This window comes from Mesorhizobium sp. ORM8.1 (genome assembly GCF_053005525.2).
Genome location: NZ_CM132600.1, coordinates 1433930 through 1451427, shown reverse-complemented (window position 1 = coordinate 1451427; position 17498 = coordinate 1433930). Strand labels below are relative to the sequence as shown.

The 17498-nt window shown below is 60.0% G+C and carries 17 protein-coding genes and 4 pseudogenes; 12 read left to right on the top strand and 9 right to left on the bottom strand.

Annotated features, from left to right (window positions below; genetic code table 11):
- Nucleotides 1-232: 232 nt before the first annotated feature.
- Nucleotides 233-331, top strand: a pseudogene (locus ACVDG8_RS07675) (BA14K family protein); the annotation flags it as partial.
- Between the two features lie 574 nt (nucleotides 332-905).
- Here the strand turns inward: ACVDG8_RS07675 and ACVDG8_RS07670 are convergent.
- The gene (locus tag ACVDG8_RS07670) at nucleotides 906-1205 is read right to left on the bottom strand and encodes a DUF1236 domain-containing protein (RefSeq protein WP_447254180.1); all 300 of its coding nucleotides are present in this window, start codon (nucleotides 1203-1205) and stop codon (nucleotides 906-908) included.
- 382 nt (nucleotides 1206-1587) lie between these two features.
- Nucleotides 1588-1827, bottom strand: coding sequence for a hypothetical protein (locus ACVDG8_RS07665; protein WP_447254179.1), 240 nt, complete (start codon nucleotides 1825-1827; stop codon nucleotides 1588-1590).
- Between the two features lie 496 nt (nucleotides 1828-2323).
- Between ACVDG8_RS07665 and ACVDG8_RS07660 the strand changes: the two genes are divergently transcribed.
- Entirely contained in the window at nucleotides 2324-2587 is a 264-nt protein-coding gene (locus tag ACVDG8_RS07660; RefSeq protein ID WP_447254178.1) for a hypothetical protein, read from the top strand.
- A 212-nt stretch (nucleotides 2588-2799) separates the two neighbouring features.
- Here the strand turns inward: ACVDG8_RS07660 and ACVDG8_RS07655 are convergent, their stop codons facing one another.
- The 4 genes and pseudogenes from ACVDG8_RS07655 to istA form a co-directional block, all read right to left on the bottom strand.
- A complete protein-coding gene (locus tag ACVDG8_RS07655) occupies nucleotides 2800-3018 on the bottom strand; it encodes a hypothetical protein (protein ID WP_447254177.1) in 219 nt (72 codons plus the stop codon).
- 4 nt (nucleotides 3019-3022) lie between these two features.
- A complete protein-coding gene (locus tag ACVDG8_RS07650; RefSeq protein WP_447254176.1) occupies nucleotides 3023-3331 on the bottom strand; it encodes a DUF3606 domain-containing protein in 309 nt (102 codons plus the stop codon).
- A 385-nt stretch (nucleotides 3332-3716) separates the two neighbouring features.
- Nucleotides 3717-4443, bottom strand: a pseudogene (gene istB, locus ACVDG8_RS07645) (IS21-like element helper ATPase IstB).
- Entirely contained in the window at nucleotides 4376-5944 is a 1569-nt protein-coding gene (istA, locus tag ACVDG8_RS07640; RefSeq protein ID WP_447257260.1) for an IS21 family transposase, read from the bottom strand. The pseudogene istB and the gene istA overlap by 68 nt, the downstream one beginning before the upstream one ends.
- 116 nt (nucleotides 5945-6060) lie before the next feature.
- Between istA and ACVDG8_RS07635 the strand changes: the two are divergent.
- The 3 genes and pseudogenes from ACVDG8_RS07635 to ACVDG8_RS07625 all read left to right on the top strand — a co-directional run.
- Nucleotides 6061-6318, top strand: a pseudogene (locus tag ACVDG8_RS07635) (hypothetical protein); the annotation flags it as partial.
- Nucleotides 6319-6550: 232 nt separating this feature from the next.
- The gene (locus ACVDG8_RS07630; protein WP_447254175.1) at nucleotides 6551-6646 is read left to right on the top strand and encodes a putative RiPP precursor; all 96 of its coding nucleotides are present in this window, start codon (nucleotides 6551-6553) and stop codon (nucleotides 6644-6646) included.
- A 625-nt stretch (nucleotides 6647-7271) separates the two neighbouring features.
- Nucleotides 7272-7679 (top strand): ArsR/SmtB family transcription factor, encoded by a 408-nt coding sequence (locus ACVDG8_RS07625; RefSeq protein ID WP_447254174.1) that lies wholly within the window; start codon nucleotides 7272-7274, stop codon nucleotides 7677-7679.
- A 687-nt stretch (nucleotides 7680-8366) separates the two neighbouring features.
- Here the strand turns inward: ACVDG8_RS07625 and ACVDG8_RS07620 are convergent.
- Nucleotides 8367-8597, bottom strand: coding sequence for a DUF3606 domain-containing protein (locus ACVDG8_RS07620; protein ID WP_447254173.1), 231 nt, complete (start codon nucleotides 8595-8597; stop codon nucleotides 8367-8369).
- Between the two features lie 129 nt (nucleotides 8598-8726).
- Here ACVDG8_RS07620 and ACVDG8_RS07615 point away from each other — a divergent pair, with 129 nt between their 5' ends.
- From ACVDG8_RS07615 to ACVDG8_RS07605, 3 genes are all read left to right on the top strand, one after another.
- Nucleotides 8727-9608: an ATP-dependent DNA ligase gene (locus tag ACVDG8_RS07615; protein ID WP_447257259.1), complete on the top strand. Its 882-nt coding sequence runs from the start codon at nucleotides 8727-8729 to the stop codon at nucleotides 9606-9608.
- Nucleotides 9609-9610: 2 nt separating this feature from the next.
- Complete coding sequence (locus ACVDG8_RS07610; protein WP_447254172.1) at nucleotides 9611-9820, top strand: hypothetical protein; 210 nt, start codon at nucleotides 9611-9613, stop codon at nucleotides 9818-9820.
- 96 nt (nucleotides 9821-9916) lie between these two features.
- Nucleotides 9917-10204, top strand: a complete 288-nt coding sequence (locus tag ACVDG8_RS07605; RefSeq protein WP_447254171.1) for a hypothetical protein — start codon at nucleotides 9917-9919, stop codon at nucleotides 10202-10204.
- 629 nt (nucleotides 10205-10833) lie between these two features.
- Here the strand turns inward: ACVDG8_RS07605 and ACVDG8_RS07600 are convergent.
- Both ACVDG8_RS07600 and ACVDG8_RS07595 read right to left on the bottom strand, forming a co-directional pair.
- Nucleotides 10834-11640, bottom strand: a complete 807-nt coding sequence (locus tag ACVDG8_RS07600) for a hypothetical protein (RefSeq protein WP_447254170.1) — start codon at nucleotides 11638-11640, stop codon at nucleotides 10834-10836.
- 567 nt (nucleotides 11641-12207) lie between these two features.
- Nucleotides 12208-13578 carry an IS1182 family transposase gene (locus tag ACVDG8_RS07595; RefSeq protein ID WP_447252026.1) on the bottom strand — a complete coding sequence of 457 codons (1371 nt, stop codon included), beginning with the start codon at nucleotides 13576-13578 and terminating at the stop codon, nucleotides 12208-12210.
- Nucleotides 13579-14055: 477 nt separating this feature from the next.
- On the opposite strand from ACVDG8_RS07595, the pseudogene ACVDG8_RS07590 reads away from it, so the two are divergent.
- The 4 genes and pseudogenes from ACVDG8_RS07590 to ACVDG8_RS07575 form a co-directional block, all read left to right on the top strand.
- Nucleotides 14056-14230, top strand: a pseudogene (locus ACVDG8_RS07590) (IS630 family transposase); the annotation flags it as partial.
- Nucleotides 14231-14444: 214 nt separating this feature from the next.
- Nucleotides 14445-15092 carry an outer membrane protein gene (locus ACVDG8_RS07585; RefSeq protein ID WP_447254169.1) on the top strand — a complete coding sequence of 216 codons (648 nt, stop codon included), beginning with the start codon at nucleotides 14445-14447 and terminating at the stop codon, nucleotides 15090-15092.
- A 196-nt stretch (nucleotides 15093-15288) separates the two neighbouring features.
- Nucleotides 15289-16308: a LacI family DNA-binding transcriptional regulator gene (locus tag ACVDG8_RS07580; protein WP_447254168.1), complete on the top strand. Its 1020-nt coding sequence runs from the start codon at nucleotides 15289-15291 to the stop codon at nucleotides 16306-16308.
- Between the two features lie 157 nt (nucleotides 16309-16465).
- Nucleotides 16466-17479, top strand: coding sequence for an SIS domain-containing protein (locus tag ACVDG8_RS07575; protein ID WP_447254167.1), 1014 nt, complete (start codon nucleotides 16466-16468; stop codon nucleotides 17477-17479).
- Nucleotides 17480-17498: the final 19 nt, after the last annotated feature.

The following is a 17498-nucleotide window of genomic DNA, read 5'->3' as shown; positions in this document are numbered from 1 at the left end:
GAAGGCAGGAATCCAGCTGCATCCGCTGGGTAGGCTTCGCGAGATGCCGCTTCGCCTCCTCGGGCGAGAGACGCCGACCTTTCTCGAGGACGGCTACGTTGTAGTATTCAGTGCGAGCCGACCCAGAGCGCGCCGCCGCTGCCGCCGGCTCCGTCTATCGATGTGCTCGCGCTGCTGGACCGGTTGAGCTTGGCCGAGCGCGCGCTGGCGAAGTCCACCCCCAACGTCTGGCGAACAAATTGACAACTGCTTCAGCCGCTATCGCTCCTATCGGCCGGAAGATAACTCGTACCAACCCTTTTCAGGTGGCCCGCGAAGGCAGTGCCAATAGCAAAGAGCGTCCAATGATGTCGCCGATATCATCGATGCCAACACCGCAGCGATCTCGGCAAATACCGTCAAGCCCGGCATGTTCCTACCAATTGCCCGTCTCCCCACCGGCTTCGGCCGGTGGGGTTCTTCTTGAGTTCGGCAGCTATTCCGGCAATTCGATCTGATCACCGGATTCGGAAAGCCTTAGCATACAGGGGCCTGAGGCTCGGGAGTCGTCCGCATCAACTCGGCTTAGTGACGCGCAGGTCGATGCGTTCTTTGTGACGGCAAGCAAGTTATAGGAACGCCGCTCAGCGAAGCAATCCGGCTCAGATTGACAACTTCCGGAAGGAGCGCTACCGGTGCCGCAGGAAGTATGGGCGTTGCTGAGGATGGGTGATGGATTGTGGTCAGTACTGTAGGCTGAATGAGGCCTTCGATAATCCATTCGTGTTCCATCTGACGGATGGCTTCTATTCCGAAGTGAACAACTTCCTGACCCCGATAATGTTCAGCCTGTACTATCGCCGTCGCCTAATCTTCCCGCCACTTCGAAAATGGCGGGAAGCTTTGGTAAATGCGTGAGCTTTACGTCATTCGATCACCTGGATCACCTTGCGGGTGCTCGGGTCGATCAGCACGGTGTGATCGTTGACGACAGCATAACGATACTTGACGTCCGGTACCTGCTGCAGCTCGACCGTGTCGGGCACCGACGAGCCGACGCCCAGCTCGAGGCCGAGCACGTTGACGGAAGCGATCTTATGCTTGTGGACATATTCCTTGACCACAGTCTGCTGCTCAGGCGTAACGATCACCTCGTCAGCGGCCGCAATACCGATGCCGGCCATCAGAGCGAAACCGGCAATAGCAGGAATAAGATTGGTTTTCATCTTTACTCTCCTGTTTCGTTGGCGAGCTCCGCCTCCTCCGCGCGGCGGAAACACCGACAGATCGAAACATGGGAGCTCGGAGGAAAAACGCCCTCGTTTAGGTCTTGTTCCGTCAGCGGTCGCTAATTGATGCGTCGACTCCGGCGCGGAACAGTTGCCCAGCGGATCTGTTTATTTCCGCCTCGGGAATTGGAGGATCGTCGCCGCGGGTTCCGGCTCCAACAGCTCATGCCTCGGCTGCTCATGATAAAAGACTTGTCGCGCGTCGCGCTGATCGACCTTCTGGCCGCAACAGGGCAAGGGTAGAAATAGTCAGCTTCGCTCGCCGGCCGGCCGCCGTGTCGCTTGCCCGGGATAGGTGGCCCGAGGTCCGATAGTTTCGTCATGCTGCCCTGACCCTATCCAATGGCAATGTGATGACACCGCCGAGCGACAGGTCCTCATCGATCCGGCGGATTTCCCCAGTCAGCTCGTTGTCAGTCTTCGGCTTTGCCTTCGGCGGCGCCGGAATTGAGTGCGGAAAATTGTAGCCCGGGATGGCAACGCTGGCCCGACCATCGACCAATTTCGCGATCGTCGCGTCAATAATGATCTCGTCGCCAATGCTTAGATCGATCGCCATAAGGCCATTCTGGCGCAGCGTCCGCGTTCGTCAAGCATCTGCTAATGGAACATTTCGCTGACGATGAAATTGAGTCGTGCGGCGCGTTTAGGATGGTTCGCTCCGCGATGCGTCGGGAGTGGACCTCCCGATCAGAGAGAGCCCATCATGCGCGGGTCTGATGGGCTCTCACTAACCGCCGTGTCGCCGATCGTTCAGCCAAGCTGAACTCGGACACTGCTCCGAGCCGTTCATCGACGACCCTGAACCAGTGTTCCTGCAAGGCCCTCGGCGACACCGGGCCCCTACAATGTTGCAAGCTGCGTCGGGGCGTCGCTCTGGCCGGGAACTTGGACCAAGGTCTGATGCTCGCGCGCATTGGTCCCTGTCATGAAACCTATAGCCGCCTCAACTATTAGAGAGCGCTGGTGGACCAACGTCCCTTCATTCACCAGTTCATGGGTGCCCGCCTACTTCCCCAGGAGGCGGGCATCCATGCCCCTAATGCGAGGTTGCAATGCCAATTCCACTTCACTTGAATGACCAGGATCTGATGTTCGAATGCCCAAGCTGCCGGGGTCCAATCATCCGCAAGGGCTCCTGGTTTAAGTCGATATCCAGCTTTAGTTGCCCGGCCTGCAAGACCGCGCTTCGCCTCGGCTATCCTGAAAAGCTGCATTTATTCGAAAGCTACAAGCGTCGGGCCGAGAAGAATGGCGCCGATGGGCAAATGGCTTGTCCGGTGAAGGGCGGGCTCCCGCCATCACGGATCGAGATTTAGCGGTCTGTGCCTGGCCGTTCATGCCAGATGATCTCTCTTAGGCTCGATCCCGATTCCAACGCTGTGGCTCTTCTCTTCGCCAGGCGCGCGTTTCCCGCAGGGACCTCGCGCTCCTCGCCGCTAAAGCACTGAGAAGCAAAACGGCGCTGACGTCGCATTTCTGCCTCGATGGGCCGTTTGAATTTATAACTATCGCGAGGCCGGGCCGCTGATCATTTCGAAAAATCACGTGCTACGGGCTCAGCCAAACTAAACTCGAAGACGCTGCTCGCATCCTCGTCGACCACCCGAAACCAATGCTCCTGCAAAGCCCTCGGTGAAATTGGCGCGCCAGCCACACGCTCGGCCGCCTTTATCGGCTCTTCCACCACCACGGTTTGGGATGAGACGACCTCTTCGCCATAAAGCTCTTTAACCTGATAGCGAGGCATTCTGTCACCGCTGCTCCATAGCCTTGGCCTCGCGCTCCAGCGTCGCGCGGTCATTGCCATGCTTCTTAATCAGTTCTCGCACCTGCTGCGTCGTCAGCCCGGCCTTCTGGGCGAAATACTCCACCTCATAGTCCTCATCTGCCGAAACGCGGTTGCGATCGCGGAAGTCGCTTCTGGGACGACGACGATGGCCGTGGCTAAGAAGGATCAGGAGCGCGTCACCTACGCCTGGATGTACGGTCAGCAGGCGCGCAAGGATGGCAAGGAACGCGCCGTGCCGGAGTATTGGCATGAATATGAGAACGTCATGCATGCCTGTCCGGCCAATTCAATACGGCTTCGGTCGCGCGGCTTCGCGGCAAGGCCTTTCGCCGATCAGTCCAACGTATTAGCTCTGGGGTGTAGAGCCCGTTCGCCATCTCTTCATTCGGCAAAACACCGGGCGGGCAGTGCTCTTCGCTCGTGGCCCGGATCAGCTGAAGCGCAGCGCGACAGTTAGGATCGTTCGATCGAGCGGCCTCGCCGCCGGCCATTTCGAGAAATCACGGTGTCAATGACCACGGAATCGGGGCCCTGTTTTTTCGCGCAAAAGGGACCCCGGCTTTCGGTGTTGAGAGGCACGCCGGTGAGCGCCCGATCAGGCGAAGCTGGTCGGGGTTGCACAGCCTGATCGGGCGCGACTGATTGGCTTTCGGACTTCAGCTTTGAGAGCGGCTCTTGAAGCGCCAGGATTCGTTGCCAGTCTCGGCGATCTCGCAGTGATGGGTGAGGCGGTCGAGCAGCGCGGTTGTCATCTTGGCGTCGCCGAAGACGCTCGGCCATTCCCCGAAGGCGAGATTGGTGGTGATGATGACACTGGTGCGTTCGTAAAGCTTTGAGACCAGATGGAAGAGCAACTGCCCGCCGGCCTGGGCGATAGCCGAGTTCATCGAAGACGACAAAGTCAAGCCGGGTAAGGTGATCGGCAATGCGGCCCTGCCGGCCGGCACGGGTCTCGGTCTCGAGCCTGTTGACGAGGTCGACAACGTTGAAGAAGCGCCCGCGTGCGCCGTTGCGGATGAGAGAACGGGCAATGGCGATCGCCAGATGCGACTTGCCGGTGCCTGTCCCGCCGACCAGGACGACATTGCGCTGATCGGCGACGAAGGCGCCGCCGGCGAGATCGCGGATCAGGGGTTCGTTGACCGGCGTGTCGGCGAAGTCGAAGTCCTCGATGTCCTTGGCCAGCGGCAACTTGGCGACGGCGAGCTGGTATTTGATGGAGCGGGCCTGCTTCTCCGATATCTCGGCCCGCAAGAGGTCACCGACGATCCTGGGCGGCTCGTGCTGTCGCTTGATGGCGACGCCCATGATCTCGTCATAGGCGCTGCGCATCCCGTAGAGCTTCAGCGCCCCCATCAGTTCCAGAACCTCGGTGCGTTCCATGGCCGTTTGTCCTCCTGAGACTGTCATAGCGGGCGCAGTCGGCGACCGGCTCGTGAGCCAGCTTCAGCGCCTGGGGAATGGAAAGGATCGTGCCGGGCGCCGGATCGCGGCTGCGGGCCAGGATGTTGAGGATTACCGCCGCCGAAGAGACGCCATGCTCGAGCGCTTCCTGGCAGGCGGCCTCGACCGCGCTCAATCCGTCGGTCAGCACGCAGGTGAGGATCGACACCATCTGCCGGTCGCCGTCATCGGCCGCCCTTAGCTTGCGGCGCACCTTCTCCATGGCTGATGGCAGAACCCATTCCCGGAAAGGCGCGCCATTGCGCAGGCCGCCCGGCTTGCGGGCCAGCACCGGCACGTAGTGCCAGGGATTGTAGACGACCTCGTTGCGGCCGAAAGAGCGTGCGTGCTCGCCGACGACCGCGCCATCCTGGCGGATGACGATGCGGTCGGCATAGGCATGGATCTCGACGGGCCGGCCGACGGCGCTCGACAGCACCGAGTATTTGTTGTTGTCGAAGCGCACCGTGCAGGTCTTCGACACCGATGCGGGAATGCAGTGGAAGCCGTCAAAGCGCCCGGCATAGGGAATGAAGCTGGCGCGCTCTTCCTCGAACACCTCCCAGATAGTCCGATCCCCCTGCTCGGGATGGCGATGCGCCTTGGCATAGGCGACGCATTTGTCGGCCAGCCAGCCGTTGAGATCCTCCAGCGTCTTGAAGCGCAGCCTCGGCGTGAAGAAGCGCTCACGCACCAGACCGACCTGGTTCTCGACCTGACCCTTCTCCCAGCCCGCCGCCGGCGTGCAGGCCTCCGGCTCGACAAGATAATGCCCGCACACCTGCGCAAAGCGGCGGTTGTAGCGGCGATCCCTGCCGATGAAGATCGCGTCCACCGCCGTCTTCATGTTGTCGTAGATGCCACGCGTGCAGGCGCCGCGGAAGAAGCTGAACGCCCGGTCATGGGCGCCGAACACCATCTCCTGCGTTTCGCGCGGATAGGCCCGCACGAAGAACATACGGCTGTGGCAAAGCCGCATGTGCGCCACCTTCACCGTTACCGTCACGCCGTCGAGCAGAACGATCTCGTGGCTCCAGTCGAACTGATAGGCCCCGCCCGGCGCAAAACTCAGCGGAATGTAGGCCTCGGCCGCGGCGCTGCCGCGATCCGCCTCCCAGCTCTGAGCATGCCGCCATACCGAACTGTAGCTGCCGTCATAGCCGAGGCCGCGAAGCTCCTCGAAGACCCGGATCAGTGTCAGCCGCTCCCGCTGTGGCTTCGCCGCATTCGCCGATAGCAGCCGATCCAACTCGTCACGCCAGGCGCCCATCCGGGGATGAGGTTGATGCTTGCGCTCGTAGCGGAACTCCGTCTCGCTCGAACGCAGAACCTTGCGCACCACCTTCCGGGAGATCCCCAACTCCCGGCAGATCGCCTTGATCGACTTCCCCTGCACCAGCGACAAGCGCCGTATCTTTGCAATCGTCTCCACGACCAACATCCAAAACACAAATGCCTCCGATCAAACCGGAGGCATCTTGATGACCCCTTCGTTAAGGGGTCCCGTTTGGACGAAAATCACCCCTCAAACCGGGTCCTCATTCCACGAAAAATCACATTCTGCGGGCTTTGTCGCGTCATCGCTCCAAGGTCCGCGAAATGATTGCCTCGCCTGTTTGTGGCGCGTTGGCGGCGGCGTATCTCACGCTTCCGGTGGTTGCCTACTTCCGCGCGACCGGCATTCCGCTTCCTGATCCGGCTAACGACACTACGACGCTCGCGGCGGCGTTTCTCATTGGCGTTTCCGCCATGTGGATCTCGGATATCCTGTTCGAGATGATCGTGCGGAAGTTTAAGCCGGTAGGCGAAGATTGATCCTCGATGCCATCCTGAACCTGAAGCGCGAACTCGACGAGATCTCGCCGCAGTGATGGAACCTTTGCCGCGTAACCAGCCTTGTCTCTCCGGTCAGGACGGCTCCTGGCTAGTCCAGCCCTTCAATTCGCCCGCTCCGGTTCGCCGCGGCGGGCTTTTTTGTGTATCTTGACAACCCGCAACAGCACGGGCCAATTTCTCGACGTTTGAGGGACCGTAGCGGGGAATTCCCATGAAGAAGACTTACGAGAAGCCTACGCTGGTTCGCAAGGCGAAGCTTTCCGCAATCGTCGCGGGGGCGTCGATTATCATTACCCCAGCGCCGTGATGAGATGCCGGTGCCCTATAGCGCTTAATAGCAATATCCAATATACTGCGTCGTAGCGTTGGGGTCCTGATGCTGCTCTGGCGGGGCAGAGTTTAGGAAAAAGACGCGGCCCGCTGGCTTCGGTTGGCGGGCTTTTTTGCGGCTTTTGGAGCATCCAGCTCGAAGAACGCCGCCGGTTTAGATCTCGCAAGACTGAGCACCAGAAACGGTAATCTGCCGACCGAGCGCAAAGCGATCATCCAAAGCACAGTAGGCCACTGCGGTCTGCGCTTGCGACCCCTAGAGATCGACGGCATCGCTAGGATCGACGAAAACCGCAGCGCAGGCCATTGTCTGTCCGAAGCATCGAGCAATCCTTCCTCGGCACCCTTTATACTACAGCCTTGGCCCTATGGCGCAACCTGAAGCTGCCGCCAGGCCGGGCTTAAGGCAGGCCAAGCAGGAGGTAACGCCATAAACTTTTGATGGTGCGGACCTCAGATTGATGCGCTATCGCCAATATGCTTTGGCCTGGCGGGTCAAAGCCAACCCCTTTGCCCGCTGGTTCCGGCCGGCGGGCTTTTTAGCATCCGCTTGACTGGAGCGACCCGGTTCAGCAATTTTGTCCTGAATTGGTAGCAAGCTTATGACTGCTTATGTCCGACAGCGGCTCGCTGAAATTGGCGCTGATCCAGCGCTCCGTCGAGGGCCGATCAATGCCCACTACCAACGGAATTTAGCCGCTGAGTTACTTTCCGGCCTGGGGTATAGGATACGGCTATTGACTATTGTCCATTTGCTGGACAGGGAAAGGAGTGTTGCGGATCTAGTTTCTCGAATTAAATGCAGCCAGGCCACTCTGTCGCAACATTTAGGCAAGTTGCTTGAGGTCGGTATCGTCGAGGGTCGTTATCATGGTGGGCGGCGGTACTATTCCTGCAAATCGCACGAAGCCAAAGAGGTCGTCCTTTTGCTCGATCGGCTCGCCAGCAATGAAATGATCCCAAGTGGAGCAGGCGATGATCCTTCGCTGGCTCGTCTAAAGCGCCGATAACTGCCGGATGGCGAGAAACCTCATTGAGTTTGATGACGATGATCTCCGCAGCCTGATTCTCCGGGCTGTGCAAATTTTAGAGCAGGAGAACCTCGACGAACAGTATCGCCGACGGGTCGAACGGCGGTATCGGAAGCCATTCGCCGCGTTCGAGAGCAGTTGAGAAGAGAGCCTTAGCCTCCGGTTGATGTATGCCGGGCGGCCGTCGCTTGGCTGCAGGTCTTCAACTTCGTGTCTCTTGGAGATGGCCCAGCCTCTGCTGCGCGGGGAGGTTCAATGTCTGATCTTTCCGGGAGCCTCGGCCCCTGACATCAGCTTGTTGTAAGCCCCGGCATCCTCGGATGTATCAAACGGTCTTGATGTCGAGGTTCCGTCCTTGTGAAGAGTGACAGCCAGGAAGGGTAGCCCAAAGACTGGCGGCGGGTAGACCGCGTAGATCACGTTCTTTTTCATTGCCCATTCTAACGGCAGGCCGGCTCTTTGCAACAGGGCGCGGCCCATTCCTACTTAAGGAGCCGCTTCCCAGGGAACTCCAAGACAGTGGCCATCAGTTCCGGCTCTAGCGACTCGTGACCCGCCTGTTCATGCCAGAGAACTTGGCGCAAATCGCGCTGATCGAGCTTCTGGCCGCAATATCGGCAACGGTAGAAATAGTTCTTCTCGAGCGCCGGCTCGCCATCATGTCGCTTACCCGGGATTCGCGGCCCTAGATCGGAGAGCTTGATCATCGCGGCTGATAGACAAGCTTTCGGCCTCCCTCTCAAGTCGGGCGTGATTGTTGCCATGCTGCCGCATCAGCATTCTCGCTTCCGGCATTGTGAGGTGAAACTTTCGGGCTAAATGGGCGACCTCGCACGGGTCTTCAGCGGGTACGGGTTTTCGATCGTTAGGGTGGTCTTCGCTCTGCCGCTCAGTCATGGCCGTTTCCTCCTCCAGGGGAACAGCCTCCCGGTTCGAATGTTCCGCCTTTTACTTTTTTACCAATCACTAACGGAACTGAAACGGCTGTGCGATATTGAATCAAATTCGCGTTTTTTGGGGCGTTCCATGCGTAAGCGTGCTGGCGGGGGCCGGCTAGACTTCATCCAGCCGTTGATGCCGACCCTGGTCGAAAAGCCCCCGGAGGGCGATGGCTGGCTGCATGAAGTAAAGTTCGACGGCTACCGGTCCCAGATCGTCATTGACGGCGCTGAGGTTCGCATCTTTACCCGTCGTGGGCTCGACTGGACGGCCAAATATCGCGACCTCGTGGAGGCCGCAAAAGGGCTCACCGTTCAAAGCGCGATTATCGATGGCGAAATAGTAGTCTTGAATGATGCAGGCGTTTCAGACTTCGGCGAGTTGCGCAAAGCCATCACCCGGCGCCAGCACGATCTGTATTTCGTCGCCTTCGATCTCCTGCACCTCAACGGCCACGACTTGCGAGACATGCGGCTCGAGGACCGGCGCGAAGTGCTGCAGGCGATGATCCCGGATGGACAGCGGATCCAGTTCAGCGAGGCGCTGCCAGGCAGCGGCGCCACGGTCTTTCATCTGGTTGACCAGGCCGGCCTTGAAGGCGTTGTATCGAAGCGGAACGACAGCAAATATCGCTCGGGACCTTCGACCAATTGGCTGAAGGCCAAGTGCTATACGATCGATGAATTCGACCTGCTTGGCGTCGAGCGCGAGCCGGGCAAGCCGGCCTTTGCCCTGATGGCAGAGCGTGGCACTAGGCGCTATGTCGGCTCGGCCTTCATCACCTTGAACCGGGAAATGCGCGAACGGCTTTGGAAACGCGTCCAGGACCGCCCAGGGACGGCGCCAAAGGGCATGAAGCGGCCGGCGACTCAATGGGTCAAGCCGGGCCTGATCGGCCGCGTGAAACACCTTCGTGGCGAAGAGGACTTGCGGCACGCTTCGTTGCAAGATTTCCGGGAGGAGCATTAGACATGCCTATCAGACGAAAAGCCGTGGACGCCGGGATTTTTGATCCGGACGAATTGGCCTTGCTGGGGAGGGTTTTTGCGCAGATGAAAACCCCTGACCAATCAGCTGAATCTCAGAGCAGACTGGCCTCTCGGATCATCGCCAATTTTATGAGCGGCGTGGTCGACGAAGCGGAGCTGATCGCGCTTTCAAGGCAACCGCTAGGTCGCTAATCGATGGCAAAAGGCTGACGTTCCAATCACTGATCAACGGCAAGATGACGGTGACGGCGCACTGCCATCACGCGCCGTGCAACCAGGCCTCTTGGTATGCCGAAGGGGATGCCCCCCGCCAGCGGCGCCAATCGGTCCAGACGCCTGAACGACCTCCGAGACCGCGCCATCGCCCTGATCACCGCGCTCGACATGATGGAGGTGGATTGCGACCTCGAGGACACGACCGTCGATGAACCGTCGCTGCTTTGTCTGGACGACCTGGAACTGGACAACGCCGACGATGACGACGGCCACGACGCTGAACCATCAGAGGATGGAGAACACATCATGTGGCCCGACGATATGGCCTCGCAAGAGACGCTGGTGAGGAGTGGGCAATGACCACTGTAATCGATCCGAAGTACACCGGATCTGGAGCGGTCGACGAGGTTGCCACGCGTTGGATCTGCTCGCCGTTGCACGGTTGGCGATTTGTGGCATGACGCCGACCCCTCCAACGTCACAGATCAGGACATCAGGTCGATTGGTTATGCGCTAGTCTATGGAAAGGGTTTGAGTGATCAGGAGGCATGGTAGTGATATCATAGGTAGGTGGGTAGCGGTTGAATGTGGCGAACGTTGTGACAGTCTCGGCCTACATGCGGGCTGGGCTAGCGAACGCAACCGAACGCAGCGCTAATTGCTGCCGATCAATGGGATTTCGTGCATGAGCAGGACAGCCGTCTGGGTGGTGCTGATCGCAATCGTTCTCGCGGGCCTCTACCTGTTGCAGGCCAATGGCGTGATCCGATTCTGAAGTAGTTGCGGCACGCGGCAATGCCAACAGCGGGCCGCTCCTCCGCAGCACAGCGCGCCGTCGGAGAGATTCGTTCAGGCCGCTATTCCCGCTATCAGTCAAGCAAGGCAAAAAGCCCTTCACTTCGAGGGTGGCGGGCTTTCCGACTGGCCGGAGGCAAGGAGAGTGTCACACCGCCTCACGGTTGGTTCGCACTTCCATTCCGGCGGTCCAATCAGCGGCCGGCTATCATCAGACAGAGCTGGCGCAGATCGCGGTCATAACTCTCTTGGCTGCCGAGCACGTCCACGCACCGCTTCTTCATGCGAGCCAACTTGCTATCCGACATATCGGCAACGGCACTGGCCAGTTTGGGACCTGTCGAATTGCTCGGGTTGCTGGGACTGCTTGGGCTGCTCGGATTGTTTCCGCCGTCGAGGCCGAGACCCACATTGACCCCATTGCCGACCCCTAAACCGGCACCAGCACCAATGCCGCTCGTGCCGCCCACCGTTGCACCCAATCCGGCGGTCACAGCGTTCGTGCCCCGGACCCTCGCTCCGGCTCCGGCATTGATGCCGCTGGAGCCACCGACAGACGCACCTAGACCGGCGTTGACGCCGCTTGAACCGCCGACCGAAGCCCCAACTCCTGCCCGTAATGTATTGGCGCCACCGACTTTTACGCCAAGTCTAGCCTTCAAAACACTCGGGTGGCCCACCGTCGCAGCGGCTGCGGCACTAACGCCATTGGTGCCACCGACCGATGTTCCGAGGCCGGCGTTGACATCGCCTGCCCCTCCAATCGAAACACCAGCACCAGCATTGACGCCGCCCGCTCCACCCACCGAGGCGCCCACCCCGGCGTTCACGCCGCCGGAACCGCCAATGGAAGCACCAACCCCGGCATTGACGCCGCCGCTTCCGCCAACAGATGCCCCGGCTCCAACGCCGATTCCGGCCGCATATGCCGGCATGCACATTACCGCGATCATTCCACCACTCGCCAATGCTTTGGCGGTTCTCGCAAAGATACTGGCCATGACACTCTCCTGTGGTTGCCGTACTAAGTGCTGCAAGCGCTCTGCCTGCTACTCATATTAGTACGCGCTAAGGTGCCAGTTCGTTGCAGAATAGTGAGGACGTTCAAAGGGGTTGGTTTCCGTTCGCAGCAGTATAACTTAACGATTTTTTCTATTTATTATTAACGGCGGTACGTTCCCGGCGAGCACTGCTATAGAGCGCTGTGCTGGCGAGGGGGCGAGTGCTTGCGCTCCCTCGGCCCGAATTGCAGGTGCTCATGGACAAGGTGGTGCACTAGATTCGGTGCGTGTGCGTTCCGGCGCCTTAGCACGATGCCGCAAGTTCATTACGTCATGGACGGCGGCTTCGCGCCCCAATAGGCGACTTCGCAAGCGAGCCAGCAGGTTCAAATCCTGTCCCCGCAACCACTTTCATCATAAATCAATAACCGTCCCGGTCTAACCGGGACGGTCAGACCGCTGACAAACCCCGTCGATTTTCGGCGGGGTTTTGTTTTTGCGGATTGATTTGGCTCAGCAAATTTGTGTCGGGAGGAGATGTCAGGAGACAGCTGGCGGCGATGGGCCTCAGGCGAGGCTCGGTTTGAGCTTTGGCCAGAGGCTGATTGCGATCTTTTTCATGTTCTGGGCGGCGGCTGCGATCAGGCACTGGCAGGCGACACGAGTTCGCCCTCGGAAGCGGGCGTAGCGGTGGCCAAAGAGCTGCTTGGCATCGGCGAAGGAGCGCTCGACCGTCTCCTTGCGGCGCCGGTAGATGGCCTTGCCCCAAGCCGTGAGCCGGTTGGCGTCGACCCGCTCGCGGGCATCTTGCCAGACATGGCGCGTGATGGTGCGCTCGGCCTTGGCGTTTGATGTGCAGGAGGCCAGCAGCGGACAGTCGCGGCAGATGGCTGGATCGCTCCTGTAATGGCGATAGCCACTGCGTTCGGTGGTGACGTAGGTGAGCAGCTGGCCCTGCGGGCAACGATAGCCGTCCGCCTCCGGTTCATAGACGAAGTTGCTCTTTCTCATCTTGCCAGGCTTTGGCGGGGTCGGGTTGCGATAGCCGATGACGCCGCTGATGTTCCTGTCCTCCAGGCCCTTGGCGATGCCCGGCGTGGCATAGCCGGCATCCAGCCCCGCCGCCGCCACGGTGAAGCCGAAGCGCTTAACCTGACGGTCGAGCCGGCCTAGATAGACGATCGAGTCATGCACGTTGGCCGGCGTGGCGTATGTGTCGGTGATGATGCCGCAGCGCCCATCCACCGTGCGGTGATCGAGGTAGAAGAAGCCCTTCGGCTTGCCCTCGCGCACCATGTAGCCGGCATCCGGATCGGCGCGCGAGATCTTGGTCTGCTTCTGCGCAGGCTTGCGCTCCTTGGCCTTCAGCGGCTTTTGGCCATGCAGCGTCCGTTCCGCCTCGATGGCGCGGTCCAGATCGGCCCAGTAGTCGGCGCGCGACTTGGCCACCATGGCAAGGTCGTACTTGCCCTTGTTGGCGTTGGCCTTCAGATGTGTGCTGTCGGTATAGAGCACCGTCCCGTCCACCAGCCCCACCCCGATCGCCTGTTCGACGATGCGGTCGAAGATCGCTTGCGCGACCGTCTCGTCTTGATAGCGACGGCGTCGGTTCTGCGACAGCGTCGAGGCATCGAACACCTTGTCGGTCAGCTTCAGCCGCAGGAACCAGCGATAGGCGACATTGACCTCGATCTCGCGCACCAACTGCCGCTCCGAGCGCACCCCGAACAGGTAGCCGATGAACAGCGCCTTGAACATCAAGGTCGGGTCGAGCGGCGGCCGACCATTGTCGGCACAGTACAAGGGCGCTGTCAGATCGTGGATGAAGGAAAAGTCGATCGCTCGATCGATCTTGCGCAACAAGTGATCAGCCGGAACCAGCTGATCCAACGTTACCATCTCAAGCGCGGTCTGTTCAGGGGCGGGTCGCTTCAACATGACCCAGTGAATCAAAAACCCCCGGCAAATGCCAGGGGTTTGTCAGCAGTCTGACCGTCCCGGTCTAACCGGGACGGTTTTTGCGTTTGGAGGCCGGATGTCTCGATCGTGCCGGCAGCCGAAATTCAGCGCCAAGGCGTTCAGTCCCGCTTCATAGTCTCTCCGGAGGACGCTGCCGAGACGGTGGGTTTGCGCTCCTTTACCCGCGATCTCATGTGGCAGCCCGAGAGCGATTTCGGAATATTCACGAAAAGGATTTATGACCGCGCATCGGGCGAGCGGGCCTCTTGCGTCATCTGGCGAGACTAGGTTCTACGTTTCGGCGGGTCGCTGTGTCAGCTCATTGGACTTGGAACTCTTGGCGTCACGGCATAGTGGGCTGGGGCGCTAGCGTTGACGGTCCGATCTTCAAGCTGGAGCAACTGCTTCCTTGGAACTGGGTGCCAACGCAGGTAAAGCCGTTGGCACGCAGGTCAACTGACGCTGCACGGTCTGAAGGATGAGTTGGCCGGGCGCGGAGTCAAAGTCTCGCACAAAGCGGTGTGGTCGTTCCTGCTCCGGGAGGGGCTGAGCTTCAAAAAAAACGCTGTTCGCCCTTGAGCAGGCGCGCGGTGATATCGCCCGCAGGCGCCAGCGATGGCGGTCCTGGCAGGCAGGTCTATGGCGGTTTTGCATGATCGCCCAATAGGCCATCTGCGGCACACGCTGAAGCTGTGGCTTCTATGTATCACCCGAGGAAATAGTCTCGGCTCCGGATTTGGGAGCGTTGACAACGTAAGGCTTTCCGCGACAACCCTATGCCCACTCGGATGGTGATGTCGTTAAGGCATTCATCTGACATAAGCAGGCGACAAAGGGTTATTCCCGTGAAACAGATTCTTCTTGCAACCGCTCTCGTTCTCGCTACCGGCTCCGCGTATGCGGCTGACGTATTGCAGGAGGCACCGGTGGCTGCTTCCTATGACTGGACTGGCGCATATATCGGCGTGAATGCCGGCGGCGGTTTCGGCACCTTTAATCTTTCTCCTTCCGGCGGCGGCCCTGGTGGTTTCGACCTCAGTGCAAGTGGCTTCTTGGGAGGCGTTCAGGCTGGTTACAACTGGCAGTCTGGCCAATTCGTCTACGGCGTCGAAGCCGACTTCCAGGCTTCGGACGTTAAGGCCGACATATCGCTCGGCGGCCCCTCTATCGACGTAAAGGTAGACTGGTTCGGCACGCTGCGCGCTCGCATCGGCTATACGCCCGTCGACCGCTTCATGGTTTATGCCACTGGCGGCTTGGCCTACGGTCATGAAAAGATCGAGGCCCCTGGCACCAGCTTGTCCAAGACCAAGGCCGGCTGGACCGTTGGCGGAGGCGCTGAATACGCCCTCACCAACAATTGGTCGCTGAAGTCTGAGTATCTTTACACGGACCTGGGCAAAGCGACGTTCGATGCCGGACTCGGAGGGCCTGGCATCGAAGCCAAAGTCCCCTTCCACACCGTTCGCGTCGGTCTGAACTACAAGTTCTAAACTCGGCGGACCTACCAGAAAGCCCCGGCAGATTTGTCCGGGGCTTTTTTGCGTTCCTGATTAACAGTCAGGTGCTCTACCAACTGAGCTACATCCCAAGGTGCTTCCGTGGCGACAGGGGGCCTATGCTAGCCGAAGACCCGAAGCTAAAACAGTGACCGCAGGAAGGGTCCTGCCCGAAGAATCGAAGGGTCGCATGGCGCGGAGCAAACCGGCAACTTTGAAGGATGTGGCGGCACTTGCGAATGTATCGCGCGCAACCGCGGCGCGCGCCCTGAACAGTTACGGGTATGTTGGCGACAAGACTGCCCAAAAGGTGCAGGCGGCGGCGGCAAAGCTCGCCTATCGAGGCAATCGCTTGGCGCAGGCATTGCGCAACGGGCAACTGCCGATTGTCGGGTGCATTCTCGGCGACATCCAGAACCCGTTCTTCGCGCGGATCGCCCATGATATCGAAGTGCTTGCCCGCGAGTGCGGGCATAATCTCGTCATCGGCAGCAGCGAGGAGGAACTTGATCAAGAGATTTCGCTCTTGGCGAGCCTCCAATCGCTTTCGGTCCGAGGCTTCATCGTTGCACCCACATCAGCCGAGAACAATGCGCATCTGCAAAGCCTGATCAAGGAAAACGTGCCGCTGATCCTGATCGACCGTGTAGCCGAGGGCGTCGACTGCGACAGCGTCGTGGTCGACAACGAGGGAGGAGCCCGCAAGGCGGTCGAATATCTGATCGCCATGGGCCACCGCCGTGTCGGGCTGCTGCAGGACGACATGCGGATCTTCACCTCCCGCGAGCGCATGACCGGCTACCAGACGGCGCTTGGCGCCGCCGGCCTCGCACCCGACGAACGGACGATCGCGGTCTCGCAATCCACTGTGGAGCATGCCGTCGACGCGACGATACGCCTCTTCAGCCAAAAGACGCCGCCGACGGCGCTTTTCACGGTCGACAGCCTCATGACGCAGGGCGCGCTTCTCGCGTTTCGTTCGATGGGGATTTCCATTCCCCACAATGTCTCGCTGATCGGATTCGACGATTTCAACCTGGCGACATTCACCGATCCGCAGATCACCGTCGTCTCGCAGCCGGTCTCGGAAATTGGACGCGCGGCGGCCCGGCTGCTGTTCGACCGGCTTTCCGGAAACACCGATGCGCCGCGAAAAGTTCGCTTTGAAACCAAGCTGATCGTTCGCGGGTCCGTGAGCCGGCGCGGCTGAACCGCGAAAACGCGTTTTTTTGAAACCCTACTTGCCAGCATCGAATTCTCATGCGCTAAATGCGTGTGAGATCGATCTCACATTGTCTCAAGATCATTGCGTAAAGACGCCCGCGTGATTCGGGACCAGTGCGGAACGCAAAAACGGGAAGGTTCAAATGCTCAACTTCGATAGGGATCGCTTTGTGAAGATCCAAAGCGGCGCGATTGCAATCGCCAAGGACGTGCGCGTCCTGATACGCGATCTGCTGGACGGCGGTCTGGAACGCATCTTCTTCATGGGAACCGGCGGCGTGCAGTTTCTGACCCTGCCGGCCATCGAGCTTGCGCGCAACACGACGCTTTTCCCGGTTTCCGCTGCCTATTCCGCGCAGGTCGTGCTGGAGCCGCCGGCGGGCCTCGACGAGAAGGCGCTGGTCGTTCTGCCCTCGCTTTCCGGCACCACCAAGGAAAGCGTGCAGCTCCTCGCCTTCCTGAAGGAGCGTGGCGTCAAGACGCTGTCGCTCACCGGCCATAAGGATACGCCGCTTGGCCGCGACGCCGACTACAACTTCACCAACTTTGCCGAGGACGACACGTCTTCGGAATCCTTCTACCTCCAGACCCTTCTCATCGTGCTGGCCCTCCTGGCCGAGTGTGGCGAATATGCCGATTTCGATGCGACCGTGGCCGAGCTCGCGCTGCTGCCGAAGCTGCTTGTTTCGGTGAAGGAAGGCTACGAGGCCGAGGCCGCCGCCCTCGCCAAGGAGATCAAGGACGAGACCTACCACATCTTCACGGGCGCCGGTTCCGTCTGGCCGGAAGCGCACTACTACGGCATGTGCATCCTCGAGGAGATGCAGTGGATCCGTACCCGCCCGGTGCAGGCATCCGACTTCTTCCACGGCACGCTCGAACTGGTGGAACCGGGCGTCAGCCTGTTCATCTTCAAGGGCGAGGATGCGTTCCGGCCACTGACCGACCGGGTGGAGAACTTCGCCAAGCGCTACACCAGCAAGGTGCGCGTCCTCGATGCGGCTTCCGCCAACCTGCCGGGTATCTCGGCCAGGACGCGCGGCCTCATCTCGCCGATCATCCTTGCAACCATGCTGGAGCGCCTCAGCGCGCATCTGGAGGTGCTGCGTGACCATCCGCTGACCACGCGCCGCTACTACAAGCGCGTCGAATATTGAGCTTTGCGGTCGGACGACG